Source organism: Exiguobacterium sp. s46, assembly GCF_018618875.1.
GTDB lineage: Bacteria > Bacillota > Bacilli > Exiguobacteriales > Exiguobacteriaceae > Exiguobacterium_A > Exiguobacterium_A abrahamii.
Window position 1 is genome coordinate 287397 of sequence record NZ_JACSMY010000002.1, and the last position, 22644, is coordinate 310040.

26 protein-coding genes and 1 riboswitch are annotated in these 22644 nt (G+C 48.0%); of the genes, 10 read left to right on the plus strand and 16 right to left on the minus strand.

The annotated features are described in order from the left end of the window. Positions 1–18: 18 nt before the first annotated feature. Positions 19–558, minus strand: a complete 540-nt coding sequence (locus KNQ08_RS12995; RefSeq protein ID WP_035399020.1) for a gamma carbonic anhydrase family protein — start codon at positions 556–558, stop codon at positions 19–21. A 91-nt stretch (positions 559–649) separates the two neighbouring features. Here KNQ08_RS12995 and KNQ08_RS13000 point away from each other — a divergent pair, with 91 nt between their 5' ends. From KNQ08_RS13000 to KNQ08_RS13015, 4 genes are all read left to right on the plus strand, one after another. Next, complete coding sequence (locus KNQ08_RS13000) at positions 650–1588, plus strand: NAD(P)H-dependent flavin oxidoreductase (protein WP_214725035.1); 939 nt, start codon at positions 650–652, stop codon at positions 1586–1588. A gap of 137 nt (positions 1589–1725) precedes the next feature. After that, on the plus strand, positions 1726–2154 hold the full coding sequence (locus KNQ08_RS13005; protein WP_214806079.1) for a DMT family transporter: 429 nt from the start codon (positions 1726–1728) through the stop codon (positions 2152–2154). 15 nt (positions 2155–2169) lie between these two features. Further along, on the plus strand, positions 2170–2838 hold the full coding sequence (locus KNQ08_RS13010; RefSeq protein ID WP_214806080.1) for a Crp/Fnr family transcriptional regulator: 669 nt from the start codon (positions 2170–2172) through the stop codon (positions 2836–2838). A 12-nt stretch (positions 2839–2850) separates the two neighbouring features. Beyond that, on the plus strand, positions 2851–3333 hold the full coding sequence (locus KNQ08_RS13015; protein WP_149426772.1) for a DMT family transporter: 483 nt from the start codon (positions 2851–2853) through the stop codon (positions 3331–3333). A 260-nt stretch (positions 3334–3593) separates the two neighbouring features. Here the strand turns inward: KNQ08_RS13015 and KNQ08_RS13020 are convergent, their stop codons facing one another. The 4 genes from KNQ08_RS13020 to KNQ08_RS13035 form a co-directional block, all read right to left on the minus strand. Then, positions 3594–4814, minus strand: coding sequence for an MFS transporter (locus KNQ08_RS13020; protein ID WP_214725037.1), 1221 nt, complete (start codon positions 4812–4814; stop codon positions 3594–3596). Between the two features lie 14 nt (positions 4815–4828). Continuing rightward, a complete protein-coding gene (locus KNQ08_RS13025) occupies positions 4829–5428 on the minus strand; it encodes a winged helix-turn-helix domain-containing protein (RefSeq protein ID WP_064300613.1) in 600 nt (199 codons plus the stop codon). A gap of 230 nt (positions 5429–5658) precedes the next feature. Then, positions 5659–6189, minus strand: coding sequence for a peptide-methionine (S)-S-oxide reductase MsrA (gene msrA / locus KNQ08_RS13030; RefSeq protein ID WP_023467010.1), 531 nt, complete (start codon positions 6187–6189; stop codon positions 5659–5661). 94 nt (positions 6190–6283) lie between these two features. After that, positions 6284–6387, minus strand: a riboswitch (SAM riboswitch). 62 nt (positions 6388–6449) lie between these two features. Further along, entirely contained in the window at positions 6450–7628 is a 1179-nt protein-coding gene (locus KNQ08_RS13035) for a M20 metallopeptidase family protein (RefSeq protein WP_149426774.1), read from the minus strand. A 77-nt stretch (positions 7629–7705) separates the two neighbouring features. On the opposite strand from KNQ08_RS13035, the gene KNQ08_RS13040 reads away from it, so the two are divergent. Then, positions 7706–7999 (plus strand): putative quinol monooxygenase, encoded by a 294-nt coding sequence (locus tag KNQ08_RS13040; protein WP_029340705.1) that lies wholly within the window; start codon positions 7706–7708, stop codon positions 7997–7999. A gap of 58 nt (positions 8000–8057) precedes the next feature. Here the strand turns inward: KNQ08_RS13040 and KNQ08_RS13045 are convergent, their stop codons facing one another. Further along, the gene (locus KNQ08_RS13045; RefSeq protein WP_251133416.1) at positions 8058–10613 is read right to left on the minus strand and encodes a C40 family peptidase; all 2556 of its coding nucleotides are present in this window, start codon (positions 10611–10613) and stop codon (positions 8058–8060) included. 141 nt (positions 10614–10754) lie between these two features. Further along, the gene (locus KNQ08_RS13050; protein WP_133208350.1) at positions 10755–11309 is read right to left on the minus strand and encodes a GNAT family N-acetyltransferase; all 555 of its coding nucleotides are present in this window, start codon (positions 11307–11309) and stop codon (positions 10755–10757) included. A gap of 269 nt (positions 11310–11578) precedes the next feature. On the opposite strand from KNQ08_RS13050, the gene KNQ08_RS13055 reads away from it, so the two are divergent. The 3 genes from KNQ08_RS13055 to KNQ08_RS13065 all read left to right on the plus strand — a co-directional run bounded on the left by KNQ08_RS13055 (position 11579) and on the right by KNQ08_RS13065 (position 13094). Next, positions 11579–11908, plus strand: coding sequence for a DMT family transporter (locus KNQ08_RS13055; protein WP_149426776.1), 330 nt, complete (start codon positions 11579–11581; stop codon positions 11906–11908). After that, positions 11905–12222, plus strand: a complete 318-nt coding sequence (locus KNQ08_RS13060; RefSeq protein WP_023467016.1) for a DMT family transporter — start codon at positions 11905–11907, stop codon at positions 12220–12222. Before KNQ08_RS13055 ends, KNQ08_RS13060 begins: the two co-directional genes overlap by 4 nt. Before the next feature lie 128 nt (positions 12223–12350). After that, entirely contained in the window at positions 12351–13094 is a 744-nt protein-coding gene (locus tag KNQ08_RS13065) for a general stress protein (RefSeq protein WP_133208351.1), read from the plus strand. Between the two features lie 111 nt (positions 13095–13205). On the opposite strand, the gene KNQ08_RS13070 is transcribed toward KNQ08_RS13065, so the two are convergent. Beyond that, complete coding sequence (locus KNQ08_RS13070; RefSeq protein WP_050678975.1) at positions 13206–14021, minus strand: aldo/keto reductase; 816 nt, start codon at positions 14019–14021, stop codon at positions 13206–13208. 132 nt (positions 14022–14153) lie between these two features. Here KNQ08_RS13070 and KNQ08_RS13075 point away from each other — a divergent pair, with 132 nt between their 5' ends. Next, a complete protein-coding gene (locus KNQ08_RS13075; protein WP_214806081.1) occupies positions 14154–15179 on the plus strand; it encodes an iron-containing alcohol dehydrogenase in 1026 nt (341 codons plus the stop codon). 54 nt (positions 15180–15233) lie between these two features. Here the strand turns inward: KNQ08_RS13075 and KNQ08_RS13080 are convergent, their stop codons facing one another. The 8 genes from KNQ08_RS13080 to KNQ08_RS13115 all read right to left on the minus strand — a co-directional run bounded on the left by KNQ08_RS13080 (position 15234) and on the right by KNQ08_RS13115 (position 21787). Next, entirely contained in the window at positions 15234–16196 is a 963-nt protein-coding gene (locus KNQ08_RS13080; RefSeq protein WP_055970200.1) for an EAL domain-containing protein, read from the minus strand. 180 nt (positions 16197–16376) lie between these two features. Then, a complete protein-coding gene (locus KNQ08_RS13085; RefSeq protein WP_251133710.1) occupies positions 16377–16640 on the minus strand; it encodes a DUF1294 domain-containing protein in 264 nt (87 codons plus the stop codon). An 18-nt stretch (positions 16641–16658) separates the two neighbouring features. Continuing rightward, on the minus strand, positions 16659–17396 hold the full coding sequence (locus tag KNQ08_RS13090) for a TPM domain-containing protein (RefSeq protein WP_149426780.1): 738 nt from the start codon (positions 17394–17396) through the stop codon (positions 16659–16661). Further along, a complete protein-coding gene (locus tag KNQ08_RS13095; protein ID WP_050677130.1) occupies positions 17393–17986 on the minus strand; it encodes a LemA family protein in 594 nt (197 codons plus the stop codon). The genes KNQ08_RS13090 and KNQ08_RS13095 overlap by 4 nt, the downstream gene beginning before the upstream one ends. Before the next feature lie 107 nt (positions 17987–18093). Further along, positions 18094–18930, minus strand: a complete 837-nt coding sequence (locus tag KNQ08_RS13100) for an undecaprenyl-diphosphate phosphatase (protein WP_149426781.1) — start codon at positions 18928–18930, stop codon at positions 18094–18096. Between the two features lie 357 nt (positions 18931–19287). After that, positions 19288–20100: a ZIP family metal transporter gene (locus tag KNQ08_RS13105; RefSeq protein WP_023467025.1), complete on the minus strand. Its 813-nt coding sequence runs from the start codon at positions 20098–20100 to the stop codon at positions 19288–19290. A 51-nt stretch (positions 20101–20151) separates the two neighbouring features. Then, complete coding sequence (locus tag KNQ08_RS13110) at positions 20152–20481, minus strand: YolD-like family protein (RefSeq protein ID WP_023467027.1); 330 nt, start codon at positions 20479–20481, stop codon at positions 20152–20154. Continuing rightward, positions 20465–21787: a Y-family DNA polymerase gene (locus tag KNQ08_RS13115; protein ID WP_149426782.1), complete on the minus strand. Its 1323-nt coding sequence runs from the start codon at positions 21785–21787 to the stop codon at positions 20465–20467. Before KNQ08_RS13115 ends, KNQ08_RS13110 begins: the two co-directional genes overlap by 17 nt. Positions 21788–21963: 176 nt before the next feature. Between KNQ08_RS13115 and KNQ08_RS13120 the strand changes: the two genes are divergently transcribed. Beyond that, positions 21964–22602 (plus strand): pentapeptide repeat-containing protein, encoded by a 639-nt coding sequence (locus KNQ08_RS13120; RefSeq protein WP_149426783.1) that lies wholly within the window; start codon positions 21964–21966, stop codon positions 22600–22602. Positions 22603–22644: the final 42 nt, after the last annotated feature.

The following is a 22644-nucleotide window of genomic DNA, read 5'->3' on the forward strand; positions in this document are numbered from 1 at the left end:
ATCCGCCCCGCATTCGTGTCATTCAGATGTGTTCTGTTCAGCGGATTCTGCGAGAATGTTTCGGAAGGCATATCCTTTATCGACATAAGAATCAATCGACTCCTGAATCATCGCAAGATCCGCTTCTGTTAGTTCACGCACGACTTTACCGGGTGAGCCGATGATCAGCGAACGGGGTGGGAAAACTTTTCCCGATGGAATTAGCGTATTCGCCCCGATGATGCATTCTTCACCAATCTCTGCGTGATCAAGAACGGTCGCACCCATTCCGACGATCGAACGACGTCCGATTTTGCAACCGTGTAAAATTGCGTTATGTCCAACCGTTACTTCATCTTCAATGACGACGGGTGCCCCTTCATAGAGATGAATCGTCGCGTTGTCCTGAATACTGCATCGTTTCCCAATTGTAATCGGTCCTTCGTCACCGCGTAAGACAGCGTTGAACCAGACGGTAGACTCGGAACCGATCGTGACGTCTCCGATCAGATAAGCACCAGGAGCGATGAATACATCGGAGGCAACGTTCGGATGAATCGATTGATACGGAATCTTCATAACAGAATGACCTCGTTTCTATAATAAGATGAACTGCTATTCATTCCATGTCAGTATAGCATGTGAGTGAAGTCGAGAACGGAGGAAAGATATGTTTCCGATTTGTGAGCTCTTTAAAATTCGATATCCTTTAATCCAAGGAGGAATGGGTAACATTAGTCATGCGGCGCTCACGGCAGCGGTGTCGAATGCCGGAGGACTCGGAACGCTCGGGTGCGGGACATTGTCGGTCGATGAAGTGTCGTCGCGGATTCACGAGACACGAATGCTGACGGATCAACCATTTGCCTTGAACATCGCGATTCGTGTGTCTCCCTATACGGAAGCACTGATTGATCTCGCGATCGCAGAAAAGATTCCGGTCGTCTCCTTGTCGGCAGGAAATCCGGCACCGTACATAGAGCGACTTCAAACTGCTGGCATCAAAACGATCGCTGTTGTCGCTTCAGTCAAACAGGCGTTAAAGGCAGAACAAGCAGGCGCTGATGTACTCGTAGCGGAGGGAGTTGAAGCGGCAGGCATCAATTCACCGCTCGAGTTGACGACGCTGACCTTGATTCCGCAACTCGTCGATCGGGTCAACATTCCGGTCCTGGCAGCGGGTGGGATTGGTGACGGGCGTGGATTGGCAGCTGTTCTGTTACTTGGTGCGGCGGGTGCCCAGCTCGGAACACGATTGATCGCGACGGAAGAGGCGAAGGTTCATTCGGCATACAAGGCGCACTTAATGGATGCGACCGATACCGATACACGCATCATCGGACGTTCCGTCGGATTCGTCCGACGTGTCCTTGATGGTCCTTACGTCGAACGACTCACAGCAGAGACACCTGCTGCTTTTCTCGATCAGACGAATGAGTCGTATCATATTACGGGCGCTCTTGAGGGCGATGAGGAGAAAGGGTATGTCAACGCTGGACTGGTTGCCGGATTGATTCATGATGTGCCGACTGTTGCGGAGTTGTTTACGCGCATGATGACGGAAGCAGAGGAACAGCTGAAGCAAACGACGACTCGTTTTACGACATGAGCATATAGTGAGGGACCCGTGATTCTACTTGTGGACAGCGGGTTTTTTCATGTTTTTTTGAAAATGGGACATTTGTCCTTTTCAAGTAGGGCACGAGTAAGGTCTACTCTAGTGTAGAGATTAAAGGAGGAGATGACGTGCAAGGAGTCGTGTTTGCTTTGATGAGCGGTCTGTTCATCGCCCTGCAAGGCATATTCAATGCGCGCCTTGCGACAGGCGTCGGACCGTGGTTGTCCGTATTGATCGTCCACTTTGTGGGTCTGATGGGTTGTTTAGTCATTTACAGTTTCGTACGAGATCGGAAAATCGGTGGCTTCCGTCAGTTACCGTTGATTTATGCGAGCGGCGGTTTGATTGGCGTGCTAGTCGTCGTAACGGAACTGACAGCAATCCAAACACTCGGGATGACATGGGCGATGTGTTTATTACTCGTCGCACAGATTTTATGTGCGTTTGTGATTGATTTAAAGGGATGGTTCGGTGTCTTAAAAAAACAAGGAAATCGTGGTCAGTGGGTTGGTGTGGGTCTCATGCTTGCAGGAGTTGCGATTTTCTCACTTGCCTAAAGGGAGGGAATAAACATGAAAACCGTCATTCAACAGTACGGACTGGATACGATTTTGACGGAAGAGACGCGCGCTTGGTTGCGTCAAGAAACCTTCCAGAAAGGGGAACTCCTCTGTACGACAGGGACAGCGATCGACCGGATGTACTTCATCGTCGCAGGCAAGGTCAAGATATCTGCTGCCTCGTCAGAAGGGAAACAACGGATTCTGCGATTCAAGACACCACTGACAGTGATCGGTGACGCTGAATTCATCAACGAACGGGAAGTGCTGAATACAGTCGAAGCAGTGACCGATGTCGAGGTGTTGAGCGTACCGTATGCGATTTTACGCGAGCACAATACAACGAACGTCTTTCTGCAATTCTTATTACGCACGATCACAGCGAAGTGGTATGCCGACTCGAAATCAGCGTCGCACCATGTGTTGTATACAGTTGAAGAGCGATTTGCAGGGTATTTGTTGTCGATCGCTTCTGAAGCCAGTGACAGTTTATTTTATCAGGAGATGCGGACGTCGAACTTACATGACGTCGCCGACTGGCTTGGAACGAGTTATCGCCATCTCAATCGGATCATCACGAAATTGTGTGAAGAGGAGATTCTCGTTCGACGACGCGGGAAAATCATCATCGTCGATCTGGAGCGGATTCGCGAGAAGGCGAACGGCAACAGCTATGAGTAGGGAGGAACGAACATGATAATAGGCATCGTGTGTGCCGTGTTTGCAGGGATGTTAATCAGTTTACAGACGGTATTGAATGCTCGGATGAGTGACGCGTTTGGCGCTTGGGCGACGACGACGCTGGTCTTCTTCGTCGGTTTCATCGGAGCAAGTGTCACGTATGTTCTGTTTCGTGGTGGAACAATCGGACAGATTCAAAACGTATCGCCACTCTATTGGTTTGGTGGACTTGTCGGTGTCGGCGTCGTTTTTTGTGTCATGCGTGGGATTCAGTTACTTGGTCCGTCCGTCGCAATCTCTGTCGTTCTGATTTCGCAGTTAAGCTTTGCTCTCGCTGTCGATACGTTCGGCTGGTTCGGTTTACCACAAATTGATTTATCGTTCGGTCAACTCGTCGGTCTCGCTGTCATGGTATGTGGGATTTTCGTCTTGAAGCGGTATCAAGTCGTGGCGCCGGAAGAGAGGGCGAAGGATATACCGAAGCAAGTCTCTTAAAAAATCTGATACTAGTTCGATCGACTGACGAACGTTTCTGTCATCCTCGCTTTCCGCAGGCGGGAGGTAAGCCGCGTCATCCCGCATTCTATGCGATTTGCCGGGTCTTACCTGACCCTGACGAAAGCGCGACTCGCGCTTTCTTTCCCTGCAGGAGTCGAGGATGAACACTCACGTTCTAGATTGACTAAATAAAACATGCGCGTTTCTCGCTAATTCGATCGGGAGATTCGCATGTTTTTATGTGTTGTGACTTGATCTCAATCGAATAGATGAACCATTCGTCTTCTGAAGTAAAGTGAGAGAACAATAATGAGAAGACCACAGTACAATATGATTGTCGTGATCGAAACGTGAAACGACAGTAGAAACGAGAGGAGCGCGTAAGATAATGGAATGAGACCATTTGACGCGGCATTCACGACACTCATGACACGTCCCATCGTCTGTTCCGCACACTGAGACTGGATGAACGTAATGAAGCGAATATTGATGATCGAAGAAAGGACACCAAGTGATAACAGGATGATCAGGTACAACAAGATCTGCTGCGCTTGACTAAGCAGGAAGAGAAGCAGACCTAAGGCGCCAATTAATCGGACCGATGAGGTAAGCCCATTTACTTTCGTTTGCGTAAAACCACTCCAGAGCGCCCCTCCGAGCATTCCCATTTGATAAGCACCTTGCATATAACTTAAATCCATCGCATCTCCTTGGAGCACATCATGAACGAGTAAGGGGATTCCGAGTAAGAGTGGTCCAAAGAAAAAGAAATTGACACAGATGACAAGAAAAAGTGTCTGCTTGAGTTGCTGAAAGTGAAAAACGTAATGCAGCCCTTCTTTTAGTTCAAAGAGAGCTGAATGCTGAAGCGATCGCTTGATCTTAGATTCACGAATACCATACGTGAAAAGGAGCGTCAGACAGAGTGTCCCGAAAATTACGAGAAAGACGTGCGAGTAAGAAGAATAGCTGAGAATGACTCCACCAAGAATCGGACCTGAAAAGAGGGCGATTTGATTAGATGTCTGAATCAGTGAATTGGCTTTAGTGAGTTGTTCTTTCGGAACGAGCGTAGGAAGTAAGGAAGCATTCGCCGGCGAAAAGAATGCATCCACACTACCGAATAGAAAGGCGAATCCTAAAATCGTCAGCAATGTAAGCTGATCGGTATGAAGTAATGCGAGAAGACAGAGAATGAAACTGATTCGTAAAGCGCTCGAGATGCGCATGATCGTCGAACGTTTATAGCGATCGGATAAGACGCCACCGAATAACATGAGAAAAATACGGGGTAACAAGGTGGCCATGAGGACGAATCCAAGATATGACGCCTGGTTTAGCGTATGGATGACATACCATTGTTCAACAAACAGATAGGTTGATAGGGAGAGGGCAGAGCACATACCGGACCCCCATAAAAATAAAAAAGATCGATTTTTAAACAGCGATTGTTGCGTATCCATTTCAATAGGCAGCATGTGGCACCTCCGGTTTAGACGTCGTCATTCTCAAATAGTGGTTCATCAATTGCAAAGGCAGTCGTCATGATATAGAAGTGTTTTTTATCTTTTTTGTCTAGTGAAGGGGACCGTGTGAACTCGTCCAATAGAGCACGATATTTTGTAGCAAACTGCCGAAAATCGGCTTCAGACATCGCCAGTTCCTTTTGAAGTGATAAGCTCATCCAGTCCTCGATGTTCGAAGATGAAGGAGAAAAAGTAGCTGTCGGAGCCGTAAGAACGCGTGTCTTTGCCCGGTCTAGTACCTCAAGATACGACTGCCGGGTCGCTTCATTCGTCTCGACGAAGTTCAGTAGATGATCGGCAGGAATGTATCCTCGAGCAATCGCTTGATAGTATTTCAATAGATTGCCGCCCTGTTCTTCCGTACGGACGAGACGAATCAAGTCATGCTTTTCAAGTTCCCGTACGTGATAGAGGACCTTCGCGCGGGATAACGTCAGCAAGTGGGCTAACTGATGTACCGTGTGTGGTTTTTCGACGAGAAACATGAGGATTTTTGTTCGTAACGGATCACTGATCACTTTTAACTGTTCATAGTTCTCTAACATGTGAATCGCTTTTTGTTCCATGCACTGATCTCCTTTTTAACCGGTTAATTTTTATTAACCGTAAAACAAAAGGCTTCTTTTGTAAACGATTACAAATTTATGTAAGGGTGTTGGTAAAGAAGACATCATTTTTTTACATACAAAAAAAACTGATTCCACGACATCTCGATCATCCTCCACTTTTTACTGAAAGTAGGGTAAGAACGAGATGTTTGAAATCAGTTTCAGCTACTGTATATGGTTCGAAGTGATTAGACCGTCGTCGTATCTTTCCATTCCTGCTCGATGAAAGCATCGCGACCAGAAGCAGCACGATCTTTTTTATAGTGTTCTGGATTTTTCTTATGGAAGTCTTGATGGTACTCTTCCGCCGGATAAAATTCAGAAGCGGCATCGATCCGCGTCACGATCGGTTGTTTGAAACGATTGCTTGCAGCAAGGGCGTCACGGGAAGCGATCGCTGCTTCGTGCTGTGCATCCGTATGATAGAAGATCGCTGGTGCGTACTGCGTGCCGCGATCTTGGAATTGACCTTCTGCATCCGTCGGATCCGTTTGTGGCCAGTAGAGTTCGAGCAGACGCTCGTACGGGAACAGGCTCGGATCAAACGTGATTTGGACGACTTCGAGATGTCCCGTCGTTCCTGTTTTGACTTGCTCGTATGTCGGATTGTCGACGTGTCCGCCCATGTAACCTGATACGATTCCCTCGATTCCTGGTAATTCTTCAAACGGTGTCACCATGCACCAAAAACATCCACCTGCAAATGTTGCTTTTTCCATCTGTCTCTTCCTCTCCGTGGGAAATCCCCATTGTATGTCTGACAGCGAGAAAACGAAAACGACTCCTTCGCTTGGTTGCAAAAGGAGTCGCCGCTTTTTATCAACCAAAGCTTTCGCTTTGCTGGTCGTAGCACCTTGCTATGCGCAGGTTGCTGGGACGTCATCGATCCAGATCTCTCGGTCCACTCTTGATAAGGGTATATGAAGTTGATGTCATTCGTTATCATTGTTGTGATGATACCATTCACACAGAAATAAAGTCAATCCTTAGGTTTTAAGGCACGTAAAACCGTCGCTCCGAGTGTCTTCGCACCAATCAACAACGCCTGTTCGTTGATTTCGTACTGCGGATGATGCTGTGGATAGTTGACGCGACCGTCCGTATATCCGGAGCCAGTGAAGAAATAACTTCCCGGGACATGTGTTAGATAATGCGCGAAGTCATCCGCAGCCATCATTGGTGTGAGTGCCCGGACGGATGCTTCCGGTAAGAAAGAAGCGGCTTCCTGAACAAGTTTTGTCTCGTCCGGATGATTCCAGAGCGCCGGGTAACCCGTCGTGAAGTCGATTGAATAGGTAGCACCGATGCCGGCACATGTCGTTTTGGCGACAAGATCGACTTCTTGCCGGAGCTGATGCCGCAATGTCTCATTGAACGTCCGAATTTCACCGACGATGCGTGCTTCACCCGTGACGATGTTCGGCGCCGTTCCCGCATGGAAAGAACCAATTGCAAGAACTGCCGGCTCGAACGGGTCGACCCGTCGACTAACGAGATGCTGTAAGTTACAGACGAGCTGCGCTCCAGCGACGAGCGCATCTTTTGTTTTATGTGGTGCTTGGGCATGCCCGCCTTGACCATGAACGATGATTTCGAATTCGTCGATCGCACATAATGTATGTCCTTCCCGAAACCCAATCGTACCAACCGGTAAATCATTTTCGAGATGTGTCGCAAAAATCGCATCGACACCTTCGAGGACACCGGCTTCAATCATTTGGATGGCTCCACCGGGAAAGACCTCTTCACCATGCTGGTGAATGATTCGAATCGTTCCTTGCAATTGATCACGTAACGGATAGAGCGTAGCAGCCAGGGCCATCACCATTGCCGTGTGACCATCATGCCCGCAAGCATGCATGACACCGGGATGGATCGACCGGAAGGCAAGCGTCGTCTCTTCTTGAAGTGGTAAAGCATCGAAATCTGCACGGACCGCAATCGTCGGACCAGGCTGTTTGCCTTCGATCGTCGCGACGACACCACGACCTCCGACGGCTGTTTGATAAGGGATGCCCTGCTCCGCGTAAAAGTTTGCAATTCGTTCTGGTGTGCGGACTTCCTGGAAAGAGAGTTCCGGATGTCGATGAAAATCACGACGTAACGCGATCATCGTCGGTTCGAATTGTTCAAGTGCTTCAAAAAGTTGAGTTTGCATCTTCAAGCTCCTTTGACGTGTGTCTTTTCGTGAAAATGGGTACAGATACAGGTAATCACGAAAGGGGATAATGAAACATGGGAGAAATCGTCGTCAACGCTGTACTTACAATCAAAGCAGGACTTGCGGATCAAGTCTTCCCGATTCTACAAACGGTCTATCATGCCTCACAAAAAGAAGAAGGGTGCTTACGTTATTCCTTACATCAATCGATCGAGGATGAGCATCAATTCATGCTGTATGAAGTGTATCGGGATGAAGAGGCACTTGAAGCGCATATCGCATCCGATCACTATAAAGCCTACCGTGAACAGATCGAGTTATACTTGATGGATCGACAAGTAACGAAATACGTCGAGATGACATTTTAACGTATTGCGATAAGAAGAGACGAACCCGTCGATTTCGACGGATTCGTCTTTTTTTGTCTTACATCGATTTAAATCCGAGGAAATGCTCTTGCCAACGCGGTTCATAAATCGAGTTGATTTGAAGTTGTGAACCGCCCGCATGGATGAAGTGTTCGCTATCGAGCATGATCCCGATATGCGATGGACCATCCGTGTAGGTATTCTGGAAGAAGACGATATCCGAGCGTTTACCACTCGAGATACTCGTCCGGCGATTCGTAAAGAAAGCACCGTACCAGTAGCCACGAACGTTCGTCCGACCACCGTATTTTCCAGCCTTGTTCGTCGCATAGTGAATCAAACCGGAACAGTCAAAACCACCGTTCACGGCATCTTGCGAACCCCATGTGTATGGTGTGCCGATATGTTGAACGGCTGCTTGGATCAGCTTTTCACCACGCGTATTATTCTTTTTAACGACCCGTTTATCGGACGTGATCGTCACAGCGGATACAGGAAGATAAACAGGTGTCCAGCCTGACTGGATGACATAGAAGTTTCCGACTCGATGACGCGGATAAACCCGTTTGCCTTGTTCAACGAGTCCGTTGCCTTTTGGACTTGTCGGACTCGCAAAGAACGACGTCGTCTGTTTGACCGTATAGATTTTCGCCCGGTCGATCGCTTTTTGTGTCATTCCCATATCGGGTTTGCTCGTGCTGATATAAGGGTTGAGGACATAACCGGTTTGACCATTTGCCAGGCGAACTTGCCAAAAGTCATCATCAATCGATTTCAGACCAATCAGTTTTGTTCCTTTCTTCAAATAGGCAGCTGGGCGACTGTAAGCAACGTCGGCAGAGAAGAGTGGCGTCTGGTCCAGGTGGACATAAAATGTCGTGCCTTTTTTTGCTTTTGCCGTCGGCTTGTTCAGTCCGATACGACTCGAATCGACGAAACCAAAGGCATTTTTATATTTGACGCGTGTATAATAACCGCTTTTTCCGTAGATCGAAATCGAGGTACCTTTTTTTAGTGTGCCGATTTTTTTGCTCGAAAGTTTTGCCTGCGAACGAATGACGACATCGTCTTCCGTCACATAGCGTTGACCAGTGACGTCATACAGATCCGGCTTTTTCGTCACGAGATCCGTCGTCTTGACGTAGCCGTAGACCGATCCTTTTTTCAAGCGTGTGTAACTACCGCTTGTGCCGTAAACCGTTAGTTTGTCAGCTCGTTTGACGGAATACATAATTTTGCTCTTCGTCGAAGCAGACGTGTAGACGGACAAGTTGCGTTTCGCGTATCGTGTCCCGGTTGATGCATAGACTTTTCCAGTACCGAGATCAGCTGTCTTGACGTAAGCATGAACTCCACGGAAGATGATCCGGCTATAGGTACCGCTTGTGCCATACACCGTCAGCAGCGTATTCGTTTGGTGTTGCTTCAAGACAGGACTTGAAGATTTGGCGTCCGAATAGATTGGCGTAACGCGCTGAACATAGAGGCGTGCAGTCTTCGGATAGTATTTCAACGTACCGAGATGTGCCGTCAACACATAGGCATACTCGTCGTTTCGTTTGATTCGTGTAAATGACCCCTCGATGCCGTACGTCTGAAGCGAAGTATTCACAGGAATCGATTGTACGACTTTTCCTTTCGTAGTCGCAGTAGCATAGACCGTCGTCTGCTGTTGGACGTAACGTAGCCCGGTTTCCGGATGGTTCACGACCGGCGCATCAGCTAAATCAGCCGTCAATACGAAGGCGTAACCCGTCTTAGTCGTAACACGCGTAAAAGTACCGATCGTACCGAACGTTTCGAATGCTTGATTTTGAGTGACAGCTGTCTTCGCGCTCGTCGTCTTCGGTTCAACGAAAAGAGAAGTCGTTCGTTTGGCATAACGCAGTCCTGTTTCCGGATAATTTTCGACCTGCGCATCAGCTAAATCAGCCGTCAATACGAAGGCGTAACCCGTTTTAGTGGCCACGCGTGTAAAAGTACCCGTCGTACCGAACGTTTCGAATGCTTGATTTTGAGTGACAGCTGACTTCGCGCTCGTCGTCTTCGGTTCAACGAAAAGAGAAGTCGCTCGTTTGGCATAACGCGTTCCAACTAATTTTGGAAGTTGCTCGAGTTGTGTCGTAGAGACGTAGACGTATTGCTCGTTCCATTTCAGACGTGTGAACGTGTCGAAAGTGCCGTATGTATCGATTCGCTGATAGGCGGGAAGTGTCGTCACGACGGTGGAATCAAATGGTGAAGCAACTAATGAGAGTGGACTTTTCGACGTCAGTGTTGCTTGTTTTTGAAAGACAGGTGCTGTTTGCGTTAACGCGTTGGTTGCGACATAAGCAGCGCCTTCTTGCCAACTGACACGGGTAAAGTCACCGTCCGTGCCGAGTGTCTTGAATGCCGTTCCTGCTGGTAGTTGTTGGATGACCGTTGCGGAATCAGCCGTTTGTAGCAACGCAGCATCCTCTTTCAAATAAGCCGTTCCGATCGTCTCGGTGACTGTTTGTGTTTCTGCCGTCGGTTGAGCAGGTGGCGATTCAGCGAAAGCGGGTGCGGGTAAAACCGAGCTCAACATTAACGTTGCGGCAAGTCCAGCAACATGAGCAGTCCATTTTTTCATCAAGAGGTTCACTCCAATTCTTAAAATTTGTCATTATGAATAGTGTAGCATGCGCTTGTTTAAAAATTGATAAAAATCAAAAAAATAGGAGATTGTCCATAAAAAAACGGTATGCCTCGGCATACCGTTTGAAGTCATATGTTAGTTATCTTCTTCGTGATCCACTTGCCATTCCCAGTCAAGCATGCCGTAAATCAAGGAATCGCGCCAGTGGTCTTCGAGATAGACCGTCTCGCGAAGCTGTCCTTCCTTCGTCATGCCGACCTTTTGCAACACGCGTTCGGAAGCGACGTTCCGTGGGTCACACGTTGCCGTGATGCGGTGTAGTTCTAGTTTTTCGAAACCGAATTGGAGAAGGAAAGAGGCGATTGACGTCGCGTATCCGTTCCCCCATTCATCAGGCGAGAGGACGTATCCGATTTCGGCGATTTTATTATCAACGTCTGTGATGACGAGTTCACCGGCACCGATGACGACGTCACTTGGAAACGTCACGGCAAAGACATAACGACGTCTTGGTGTCTCGAGTTCACTTTCAAGCGCATCGTGTAGGAATTGTTTCGTATCCGTTTCGGTATTCGGTCCCCATGATTGGAATTGACTGACGATGGGTTGTGAGGCATAGGCGTGAACCGCTTCTACATCTTCTGGTGTAAAACGACGAATCCGAAGTTGATCATTGATTTTATAACGCATGCAGCATCCTCCTCTTTCAGATGAAGTCACTTTGATTCTATTTGACAGATGGGGAACGGATTCCTGTTTGACACGGGAAAAAGGGCGTGCTAGGGTGGTTGTATCGAATGGAATAGGGAGTATCCTCTAGGGTTCCGTACGGCTGGACCGAGGGAGGAACATGGACGTTTGTCCATGCAACGGAGGGATAAAAGCCCGGGAGTAAAGCGAATCATCTCGCTTACTCCCGGGCTTTTTCATTTGAATTTACCTATCAGGAGGCAATTACTATGGCAAAGTATTGGATTGGGATCATCGTCGCGGCATGTTTTGAAGTCGGCTGGGTCATTGGATTAAAACATGCGGCAACACCACTTGAGTGGACTGCAACGATCGTCTGTATCATCGTTAGCTTTACCGTGCTGATCAAAGCGAGTAACCATTTACCGGTCGGAACGGTCTATGCTGTCTTCGTCGGTCTCGGAACGGCAGGGACGGTCGTGACGGACATCGTGTTATTCGATCAAGCGGCTTCCGTGATGAAATTAGCATTGATCGCTGTCTTACTGGTCGGCGTCATCGGTCTGAAGTTAGTCAGTGGAGAGGAGAAATCAGCATGAGTTGGATTTATTTAATCATTGCCGGAATCTTTGAGATGTTTGGTGTCGTCTTGATCAATACGTTCAATCAAAATAAGAATGCGAAGAATCTACTGTTGATGGGAACAGGATTCGGACTCAGTTTCCTATTCTTAACGCTTGCAATGAATGGTTTACCGATGGGAACGGCGTATGCGGTATGGACGGGAATCGGAGCGGCGGGCGGTGCGATTCTCAGCATGGTGCTCTATAACGAATCAAAAGACTGGAAGCGACTGGTTTGTATCGGTCTCGTCTTAAGTGCGACGATTGGTCTGAAACTCGTCGGCGAATGATTGTTTACATGTCAAACAGATGACGTTTTAACGGAACGCATATTTTTTGGCATATTTTAACGCAAAAGAGGAAATACTCCTTATAGAAGTCACGCATGACAAATCGTGTTAATAAGGGGAGAACATCCATGAAAACAAAACAATATATCGGAACGTTCTATTCAGAGGAAGAATTGATTTCAAAAATGGACGAACTGCATATTCAAGGACACCGGGAGGAAGACTTCTACGTCATCGTCAAGGAGAAGTCGAACATCGCACTCGTCCGTAGCCAAATGGACGCAGAAATCGCGACGACGAAACCGTCTTGGATTGATCGGATTCGTGGGAACAAAGGTCGTGATCAAGAAGTCGATGATCTGTTCGGGTCACTTGATCTATCAGACAATGAGATCGAACAACGCAAAACGGAAGTCGAAGGTGGGGGCTTCGTTCTGTTACTTGAAGTCCAAGACATCCAGTTCGATCCACATTTAAATACAGACAATACGCATCCTGATGTAAAAGTCCGTTATGGTAGTGGCGAAGAGACGCATACGTCATCAGATGCGAACTCCAATGCACAGCTCGGCTCCGGTAATCCGCTTGATGTTGATAAAGATTCGAAGGAAGAGCATGCAGAGATTGATTTGCACCGTGCCGGTACGGACAAGATGCCGCAAGACGAGCAGGCAATCGATCATTCAAAAAAACTCGACGGGAACCGGGAACCGGACATCGCGATGCGTCGGGATGACGATTTCCGCCGGCCGGAAACAGAACGCGAGGAAAAAGAACATGATGCAACGCAAGACGGCGAAGAACGTCGTCAATCGAAACATCAATCGGATGACATCGCCAAGCAAGATCATGGAAATAATTTAGACCGCTAAAATAATAGATTAGAATCACGCATCAGGGTCATCATCAAAGAAGGTACCTTCCGGATCAATTCCGAAAGGTACCTTCTTTTTGTATGGAGATTAGACGAGAATCGTCTCGTCTTATTTATGATCCGGATTTGATCCTGTACGCACGTTGGCGTTCAATTGATCAATCGCTTGCATATCAACGTCTGATAAGCTGAAGTCGAAGACATCAAGATTTTCGCGAATGCGGCTTGGCGTGACGGATTTCGGAATCGCGACGATGTCGTGTTGCAAGTGCCAACGGAGGACGACTTGAGCTGGCGTTTTCTGATGACGATCGGCAATATCGACGATGACCGGATGCGTTAACGCGTCGCGTCCTTTCATCAATGGACTCCAAGCTTCAACGACGATACCGTGCTTGCGGCAAAAGTCTCGGATCGCTTCTTGGCTAAGGAACGGATGGAGTTCAATCTGATTGACGGCAGGAACGATTGATCCTTCGGCTAAAATTCGTTCCAAGTGCGGAATATGGAAGTTCGAAACACCGATGGCACGCGTCTTTCCTTCTGCATAGAGATGTTCGAGCGCCCGCCATGTCTCGACATAACGATCTTCTTTTGGCATCGGCCAATGAATCAGATACAAGTCAACATAATCGACACCAAGCTTTTGCAGACTCGTCTCGAAAGCGGCAAGTGTCTCTTCATAGCCGTGATCGGAATTCCAGACTTTCGTCGTTAGAAAGATCTCTTCTCGGGGAATGCCCGAGTCACGCAGCGCGCGACCGACACCTTCTTCGTTCTCGTAAATCATCGCCGTATCGATTGAACGATACCCGGCGCGGAGTGCTTCGCTGACCGCTTCATATACTTCTTCTTCCGGTACTTTAAAGACACCATATCCGAGTTGGGGCATGCTGATGCCGTTATTTAACGTAATCTGTTGCATCGATTCATCGACTCCTTTGTAGTAAATTCTTCTCTTTTCTAGTGTACGCGCTCCTCCTGTAAAAATCGAATGATTGCCGAAGTGAGTTCTTTTGCGTATACTGAGCGATAACAAATATTAGGAGGCGATCCTGTGATTCGACAAGCTGTTTTACAATACATACATGAGCAACACGCACTCGATCAACTCGAAGAAGTGATAGGTGATCGTTCAGCAGTCCTGATTCATGGACGTCAAGCCTATGAAGCAGCCGCTTTTGCTTTACCAGCATTACCACGTTTTTTATTTGAAGGGCATTGTACGGATCAACAGGTGGAAGCTTTCAAACAGGTATGTGCTCCATACGATGTGATTCTCGCGCTCGGAGGTGGGAGTGTCATCGATACGGTAAAACAAGTCGCGTTTCAATTGAGACGCCCGATCATCATCATTCCGACGATCGTCTCGAACTGTGCTCCGTGGACTCCGCTCAGTGTCATGTATAACGAAGAGGGACAGTATATCCGATTTGATACGTTCCCCGTCGTGATTGAAGCCCTTTTACTCGATCATCGGATCATCGCAGCGAGTCCGTATGATTATTTTGTAGCGGGGCTCGTCGATACGCTAGCGAAGTGGTATGAAGCACGTGCCTTAAGCGGATCATCGGCTGAAGATCCCGTCATCGAGATGGCGCTTCGGACAGCTGAACGTTGTAAGGATCTTATCTTGTCGACGAATATAACGGAAACGCGTTTTCGTGAGTATCCCGTTGAAATGCAACATCTCGTCGAAACCGTCATTCCGTTAGCCGGAAGCATTGGTGGTTTTGGTGACGCGGCGACGCGTGGTGCAATCGGACACGCAGTGCATAACGCGTTATCGCCTCATCCAGAAACGCATGCGTTCTTGCACGGGAGTAAGGTCGGTTACGGACTACTCGTTCAAGAGAAGTTACTCGGACATGATGATGATTATGCAGAGTTGCGTGACTATCTTCTTGCACAAGAACAGCCGACGGCACTCGCAGACTTCGCATTATCGCTCGATGTCGTCGAAACACTTGCTTTACGGACATCGAAAGAGGAATTGTGTCGTCTGTTGCGTCCGATCGTGTCAATGGAACAACTAGTGGATGCTATTACACGGAACGAGATGGTTTTCGTTTCGACGACTTAACATAAAAAGACGCACATGTGCCGAATAATCATCAAACGGTCCATGTGCGTATTTTTATTGTGCTTTCGCAAAGCGAGCATAAGGAGCAGGGCGACCGAGTAGGTATCCTTGACCAAGATCGAAGCCGAGTTCGCGGCAAAGATCGAGTTCTTCTTGCCGTTCGATGCCTTCCGCTAAGATTTGAATCCCCATTTCTCGTGTCAGATGACGGGCTTTTCGTAAAAAGGCTTCGTTTTCTGAGTTCGTATCGCAGTGATCGATGAAGGAACGATCAATTTTAATATAATCCGGTTGAAGCAAGGACAACATATCGAGTGTCGAGAAACCAGCGCCTACATCGTCCAGTGCTACTTGAATGCCTTGCTTCTTATACTGTTCGAAGACGTGTTTCAAATGGTTGACGTCTTCAATTTTTTCCGTTTCGACGACTTCGAAGACGAGCCGACTCGGATCGACTTGATAACGTTCGACGATCTCAAACGTATGGCGCAGGCAGTACTCCGGATTATAGATCGTCGAAGGGAGAAAGTTGATGAACGTTTTTGTTGTGCCACCGATATGATGCGTCGCACGGATGGCTTCTTCACGCGCCCGCTGATCAAGACGGGAATGAAGTCCCATCTTCGAGGCCGTCGAAAACAAGACACCAGGCGAGATCGGCGTGTTATCATCTGCTGCTCGCAATAAGGCTTCGTTCGCGACGAGCACGTTGCGCTGGATATCATAAATCGGTTGTAAATGGCTTGTCATGACCCCATGCTGGATGAAATCAATCGCAGACCGATGCTTCAGTTGTTCTAGAAGTGCTGAAGCTAGGATGGGTGCTGTCACATAACGCGATTGTGTGGCGCGACACGACACCGGATAATCCGCTACACGTAAGAGCGATGTCAGTAGCTGTTCGAGCTGTTCGAACGATTGATAGGAATAAATTTCTGGCGTTGGTGATTGAATATGGAGTGCTCCCGCTTCAACGAAACGGATTGATGTCGTACATTCGGCGCAAGGATGCCACATAAAGGGATGTCCACCTCTCAGTACATCAAAAAAAGATGTATTTATTAAATTGGTTAATTTCTTTACCCTAAGAGAAAAAGAAATTAAACCTGTTCTTCATAATCATTGACCTCATACAAAAAAGAGAAGGGAACGACGGACACAATTCCGTACGTTCTCTCCTCTATCGGTCACATTCTTTCATTGTGAAGTGTAAACAAACCAGAAAGTGAGATGCAAGACAGCAACCATTGGAACGAGCCATTGGAACTTCGTTTTCCGTGTCTTGTGCCGAACTGTGTACATACCGATCCAAGAACCGAGCGCACCACCGAGGAAAGCAATCGTCAATAGTGTCGCTTCGGGTGTTCGGTAAGCATGTTGCCGCGCCCGACGTTTATCCTGCCACATCGTTACAAATCCGATGAGTGTCAGGAGGAGGTAATACCCTAAGATGATCCTCATGAAAAAACGACTCCTTTTCTACCGTTCGGCACCACCACCGCCGGAACTTCCGCCACCACCGCGACTGCCACCATTTCCACCGCCACCACGCATGATCGCGGAGAAGATGTTCAAAATCGCAAAGAAGAACATACCACCGGTGAACTTCATATCGAGGAACAATAAGATCAGTAATCCAGCACCGATCAGAATCTTCGTCCAAAGCGGAAGTCCGTCGTCATTTTGTGTTTTCGGAGGATCCTGTGACTCAAGCGACTGGTCCTTTGAAATGACACTGACGACCGCTTTATATGTTTCGGATGCTGCTTTTCCATACTCACTGTTTTCCTTGTAAGGAACAGCATACTGATCGAGAATACGTCCGGCTGTGATGTCTGTCAAAATCCCTTCGAGTTTATAACCGACCTCGATCCGGAATTGGCGATCCTTTTCGTTCGGAGCGACGACGACAAGAACACCATTGTCTTTTCCTTCTTGACCGATGCCTTGGCGCCGGAACGTTTCATTGGCGTAAGAGCTTAAATCCTGTCCCTTTAGATCGGGAACCGTCTTGAGGACGACTTGTGCTGTCGTATATTGTTCGAGTTCCTGACCGAGTTGCGCGAGTTCGGCTTCTTCCGAAGGGGTGAGCAGCTGAGCATCATCCTGAATGAAGAAGGCTGCTCCCGTCCGTTCTGAAACGGCACTAGCTGTTGGAACGAAGAGGAAGAAGACGAGGAACGCGCTCAACAGAAGTCGCGTCCACCGCCGAATCATTTCGAATCACTGTTAAAGTCGACGGTCGGATTTTCCCGGTCGCTGTCTGAAATCTCGTAATACGGCTTTTTCTCGAATCCGAAGGCGGATGCGTAAAGTGTCGTTGGGAAGCTCCGACGTTTTTTGTTGTAGAGGGTTACAGCATCATTGTAATCCTTGCGGGCGATCCCTAGACGATTTTCTGTTCCTTCCAGCGTGTCCATCAAGGATTGGAATCGTTCGCTTGATTTAAGTTCCGGGTAAGTCGTCTGCAAGGCAATCAATCCCCGAAGCGAAGACGTGACTTGTTGGTCGGCTTCGATCCGTTGTTCAGTTGACGCAGCACGCGCAAGACCCGCTTGGGCTTCTGCGACTTTTCCATATACTTTTTCTTCTTGACCCGCGACACCTTTAACAGTTTCAACGAGGTTCGGAATCAAATCCGCACGACGCTTGATTTGGTTGTCGACTTGCGACCATTTATTCGATACATCTTCTTCTACATTGACGAGGCTGTTGTATTGTCCGATTGCTAAAAAGGCAATCACGGCGACAACAACGACTCCGATGATTAATGGGAGTTTTGATGTACTCCGACTTCTGCGTGCCATGTGGCATTCACTCCTTTAGTTATGTCTCATCCCTATATACCCTTAAGCGACTGAATTAGTTTCAAAAAAATGAAAAACCGTCAGCTAAAATAGCTAACGGTTTGAACTTACATGTAGACGATGACAGCTAAGATAGCTGCTAAGACAAGACGGTAGATGGCGAACGGAACGAGTTTGATCTTGTTGATCAGCTTCAAGAAGAAGCGAATCGATAAGAGGGCAAACACGAACGACGCAACGAAACCGACAGCATAGAATGCGAAGTGGTTCGGTTGAATGTTCTCCCAGTTCTTAACGAGCGAAAGGAAACTAGCACCGAACATGATCGGTACAGCCATGATGAACGTGAAGTCGGCTGCCGTCCGGTGATTCATCCCGAGGAAGACCCCTCCGGAAATCGTTGAACCTGAGCGGGAGAAGCCAGGCCAGAGTGAAATACATTGGAACAGACCGACGAGTGCTGCTTGGCGATATGTAATCTGATCAAGCGATGTCGTTTTTGGTTCCTTTGGTCCGAATTTATCGGCTGCGATCATCAAGAGGGCACCAACAGCAAGACCGATGATGACCGTTTCAATCGAGAAGAGGTTCTCATCGATGAAATCTTCGAATAACAATCCGAGAACAGCTGCTGGTAGAAGACCGATCAAGACGTGACGTAGCTTTAATTTGTGTGTCCCTGATGCGTCGTGTTCGCCTTCAATCTTATACAAACCGATCAAGCTGAAGAGGCGTTTCCAAAAGACGACGACGACCGCAAGAATCGATCCGAGCTGAATGACGATTTTAAAGGTGTTCGCCGAATATTTACCGAGAAAATCGGTCGTTTGCAACCACATGTCATCGACGATGATCATGTGACCTGTGGAAGAGACCGGTGCAAATTCCGTCATCCCTTCGACGAAACCGAGTAAGAGCGCTTTTAAAAGTTCAATGATTGTCATGATAATCTCCTTCTATATGATGTGCTAGTTAAAAACATATCATGTTTTATTCTTGTGAGATAGAACTAATTGGAATATCGGGCGCAGGTCTGAGAGACGATCGTATGTGTAAGACGCGTTGTCCGATTTAAATTCGTTTGGATAAGATAATAGATGGATTTAGGTATCATCGGATAGATCAGGAAATCCGGTCATTTTCATTCATACTAAAACGGCATGAAGGAAAAGGGAATCTTTCTGTTAGGACACAAGGTCAGAAAAACTTCAAATCGATTGGTTTCACTGGAATATGTCTGGATCTACAAACAGAAAAACGAGCAGGAGACAGTATCGTCCACTACTCGTTTTGAAACGGGATCATCCTAAAGCGACGTCAAGAATCATCATGACCGTAAACCCGACCATCAGACCAAGCGTTGCTAAATCGGATCCGTTTTCTGCTTGTGATTCCGGAATCAATTCTTCGACGACGACGAAAATCATCGCTCCGGCAGCAAACGATAACGCATACGGTAGAAGCGGTTGAACGAAGAAGACCGCGGCTGCTCCGACCATCGCGGCAATCGGTTCGACGATTGCTGACAATTGACCGTAATGGAAGGCGCGCCGACGCGACATTCCTTCACCGCGTAGTGGAATCGATAGGGCAGCTCCCTCCGGCATGTTTTGTATCCCAATACCGAGTGCGAGCGTCAAGGCACCGGCGACGGTCGCCCCGTCCATGTTTAAGGCAGCGGCGCCAAAAGCGACACCAATCGCAAGACCTTCGGGAATATTGTGCAACGTGATCGCAAGAAATAGTAACGTCGTTTTCTTGAGTCCTGTCGAAGGACCTTCCGCTGTCTCGAGTGGTGCAGATAAGTGCAAATGCGGCGTAACGAAGTCGAGGAGACGGACGAAAAATCCACCAGCGAGAAAACCGATGGCGGCAGGAATCCAGGCGATTCCTCCATCCTGCTCCGTGAACTCGATCGCAGGAGCAAGCAGCGACCAAAACGACGCGGCAATCATGACGCCGGCAGCAAAACCGAGCATCATGTTCATGACGCGTTTTTCAATCGTCGTAAAGACGAAGACGAGTGCCGCACCAAGTGCGGTTAACCCCCACGTCATCATTCCGGCAAGCAATGCTTGCACGACGACGGGGAGGGAAGTAAACCAATCCAACATGACTATTCCTTCTTTCCGGGGACGATTTAAAGCATCCATCTGTATGAGAGCTTACCCGTTTTCGATCCGGACGATTCGTGTGAAGGGAATTTCAATGACTTCACGTCCGCGCAGAAAGAGAACGGAACGTTCGGGTTCTAGTCGTTCCACGAAACCGACGACCGTCACGTAGCTACTTTCCTTATAATACGTGATTTCAAGTTCGTTTCCTTCTATTAAAGCTTCTTGAAGCAGAAAGTGCCATGATTCTTGCAACTGTTCATCAATTTCAGGCAAGTCGAGCTGATGCATCTGGACATAATATTCCCGCAACAGTTGCAAATGTTCCGGCATGAGAAAAGGAATCCATTTTAAATTTCCTCGATCACGATACGCTGTCATGAAGATCACCTCCCGGATGACCGCCGACGAAACGAAGACGACGTTTGGCGACACTCGTATCAAGAAACGAGACAGCGAGGCGAATCGTTCCTTTTCCGTAGCGGAGGTTGACGACATCCATTGCTTTTAATAACCGTCGTCGTTTCCAGAGCCGCGCATTATCCTCGAACAAAGACAACTGTAAGGTGCCTTGATCGGCAGTCAAATGCCCCACTGCGACGGATAAAAAACGAACAGGTTCTCCGTCGAGCCAATTCGGTTCGAACAATTGTAAGACGTGACGCAGAATGATTCGTTCATCGGATGTCGGATAAGGCAACCGCACTTGACGGGAGAAACCACTTCGGACGACGTTTCGAGAATAGCGGACGCCGATGTGAACGGTCCAGCCGACTTGATTCGAAAAGCGACAACGTGCGGCAACATCCTGCACGAGTTCATTGAGCACATTCCGAATGCGTTCGAACTGATAATAGTCCTGCATTAAGGTCACACCGTGTCCGATCGTCCGTTGAGGGGCTTTCTCGAACAGATGACGAGGCGCAAGAAGTGTCGGTGACGCGTCGAGTCCCCAAGCGTGGTGCCATAGTTCGGCACCGATGACACCGAATCGTTCGTGCAACTCTTCGACAGGGCGCATGGCAAGATCACCGATTGTTTCAATCCCCATCATCTGCAGATGTTGTTCCATACGGTGTCCGACCCCCCACATCTTCCGAATCGGAAAATCATGAAGACGTCGTGCGACATCAGCATATCCACATCGCGCGATGCCTTCTTTTTTCCCGATTAAATCAAGCGTCAGTTTCGCGATGACGTTATTTGGACCAATCCCGATCCGGACGTGGATGCCGGTCTGTTTCAGGATTGCTTCTTTAATTTTGAGGGCAGCTTGCAGGTCGGAACCAAATAGGCGATCGGTTCCGGTCATGTCAATGAAACTTTCGTCAATTGAATAGACGCGGATGGCTTCAGGTGGGGCGAATTGGTGCAGGACATCCAGGACACGAATCGACGTCTTCATATAAGCGAGCATACGTGGTTCGACAAGTCGAATCGTACGACGAACAGCGTATGGCAATTGCTCGATTTCATATAATCGACCGGCTGTCTTGATTCCAAGTGCTTTTAAGGCAGGGGTGGCAGCGAGAATGACGGACCCGCTTCGTTTTAAATCGGAGACGACCGCTAGGCGTGTCGTCAAGGGGGGGAGATTGCGATACTGGCATTCACAGCTGGCGTAGAAGGACACACTGTCGACGCAAAAAATCCGTTTATCTTGTGGTAAAACGACGGAAGGAAACATCTGAATCACTCCTTTACACAAAAGAACGTATGTTCTTATTTTGATTTTCCTTGACTATAGCACGGTCTCAAAGTGTCTCAAAATAAAAACTGTTGAAAAAAGGGGAATTCGAACGATTTCTCCTCATATAAAAGGAGTTTGGTACACTAAGGGAGAGAAAAAAGGGGGAACCTTCATTGAAAGAGACCGTTATCCGTTTACCAGAATTACCGAAGACGCTTCAGTCAGAGACGTTCGATCAAGTCGAAATCGATGATCCGTATCTGAAAGGAGCGCGTTATGAGAAAGAGTCGATGCCGAGTGAACTGACAGAACGCATCGATGCCTATCAAGTGTGTTTTCAAAATGTCTCGTTCGCGAATCTTACCTTTGACCGTGGTTCGTTCGAAGATATTCGTTTTGAGCAATGCGACTTAACCGGATGTCACTTCCAAGAAACTCGTTTTCACCGTGTGTCCTTCGTCGGATGCCGGATGACGGGTGTTCAGTTCGAAGATTGTACGCTGGACCATTTAACGATTCAGGAAGGGCTTGCGGATTACGTACAGTTCATTCGCAGTACGGTCCGTCATCAACACTGGAGCGAAACGACGATGAAAGAAGCACAGTTCTTCGAAGTGAAGCCGACCCAGTGGAAACTCGAAGCGGTCCGACTTACGGATAGCCAATGGATTGAAACACCGTTAAAAGGTCTTGACCTCCGGCAGACGGAACTCTCTGGTATTACGATCGATCCGCGATTTTTACCAGGTGCTGTCATTACGGAAGAGCAAGCAGTTGCCTTTGCTCGTTTGTTAGGTCTCGTCATCCCATAACAAAAAGAAGCCCTTGTTTCGATGGATATTCGAAACAAGGGC

Coding starts and splice junctions, on each gene's coding strand:
- KNQ08_RS12995 (WP_035399020.1), bottom strand. CDS start 558: ATGAAGATTCCGTATCAATCGATTCATCCGAACGTTGCCTCCGATGTA.
- KNQ08_RS13000 (WP_214725035.1), top strand. CDS start 650: ATGTTTCCGATTTGTGAGCTCTTTAAAATTCGATATCCTTTAATCCAA.
- KNQ08_RS13010 (WP_214806080.1), top strand. CDS start 2,170: ATGAAAACCGTCATTCAACAGTACGGACTGGATACGATTTTGACGGAA.
- KNQ08_RS13015 (WP_149426772.1), top strand. CDS start 2,851: ATGATAATAGGCATCGTGTGTGCCGTGTTTGCAGGGATGTTAATCAGT.
- KNQ08_RS13020 (WP_214725037.1), bottom strand. CDS start 4,814: ATGCTGCCTATTGAAATGGATACGCAACAATCGCTGTTTAAAAATCGA.
- KNQ08_RS13025 (WP_064300613.1), bottom strand. CDS start 5,428: ATGGAACAAAAAGCGATTCACATGTTAGAGAACTATGAACAGTTAAAA.
- msrA (WP_023467010.1), bottom strand. CDS start 6,189: ATGGAAAAAGCAACATTTGCAGGTGGATGTTTTTGGTGCATGGTGACA.
- KNQ08_RS13035 (WP_149426774.1), bottom strand. CDS start 7,628: ATGCAAACTCAACTTTTTGAAGCACTTGAACAATTCGAACCGACGATG.
- KNQ08_RS13040 (WP_029340705.1), top strand. CDS start 7,706: ATGGGAGAAATCGTCGTCAACGCTGTACTTACAATCAAAGCAGGACTT.
- KNQ08_RS13045 (WP_251133416.1), bottom strand. CDS start 10,613: ATGAAAAAATGGACTGCTCATGTTGCTGGACTTGCCGCAACGTTAATG.
- KNQ08_RS13050 (WP_133208350.1), bottom strand. CDS start 11,309: ATGCGTTATAAAATCAATGATCAACTTCGGATTCGTCGTTTTACACCA.
- KNQ08_RS13055 (WP_149426776.1), top strand. CDS start 11,579: ATGGCAAAGTATTGGATTGGGATCATCGTCGCGGCATGTTTTGAAGTC.
- KNQ08_RS13060 (WP_023467016.1), top strand. CDS start 11,905: ATGAGTTGGATTTATTTAATCATTGCCGGAATCTTTGAGATGTTTGGT.
- KNQ08_RS13065 (WP_133208351.1), top strand. CDS start 12,351: ATGAAAACAAAACAATATATCGGAACGTTCTATTCAGAGGAAGAATTG.
- KNQ08_RS13070 (WP_050678975.1), bottom strand. CDS start 14,021: ATGCAACAGATTACGTTAAATAACGGCATCAGCATGCCCCAACTCGGA.
- KNQ08_RS13080 (WP_055970200.1), bottom strand. CDS start 16,196: ATGTGGCATCCTTGCGCCGAATGTACGACATCAATCCGTTTCGTTGAA.
- KNQ08_RS13085 (WP_251133710.1), bottom strand. CDS start 16,640: ATGAGGATCATCTTAGGGTATTACCTCCTCCTGACACTCATCGGATTT.
- KNQ08_RS13090 (WP_149426780.1), bottom strand. CDS start 17,396: ATGATTCGGCGGTGGACGCGACTTCTGTTGAGCGCGTTCCTCGTCTTC.
- KNQ08_RS13095 (WP_050677130.1), bottom strand. CDS start 17,986: ATGGCACGCAGAAGTCGGAGTACATCAAAACTCCCATTAATCATCGGA.
- KNQ08_RS13100 (WP_149426781.1), bottom strand. CDS start 18,930: ATGACAATCATTGAACTTTTAAAAGCGCTCTTACTCGGTTTCGTCGAA.
- KNQ08_RS13105 (WP_023467025.1), bottom strand. CDS start 20,100: ATGTTGGATTGGTTTACTTCCCTCCCCGTCGTCGTGCAAGCATTGCTT.
- KNQ08_RS13110 (WP_023467027.1), bottom strand. CDS start 20,481: ATGACAGCGTATCGTGATCGAGGAAATTTAAAATGGATTCCTTTTCTC.
- KNQ08_RS13115 (WP_149426782.1), bottom strand. CDS start 21,787: ATGTTTCCTTCCGTCGTTTTACCACAAGATAAACGGATTTTTTGCGTC.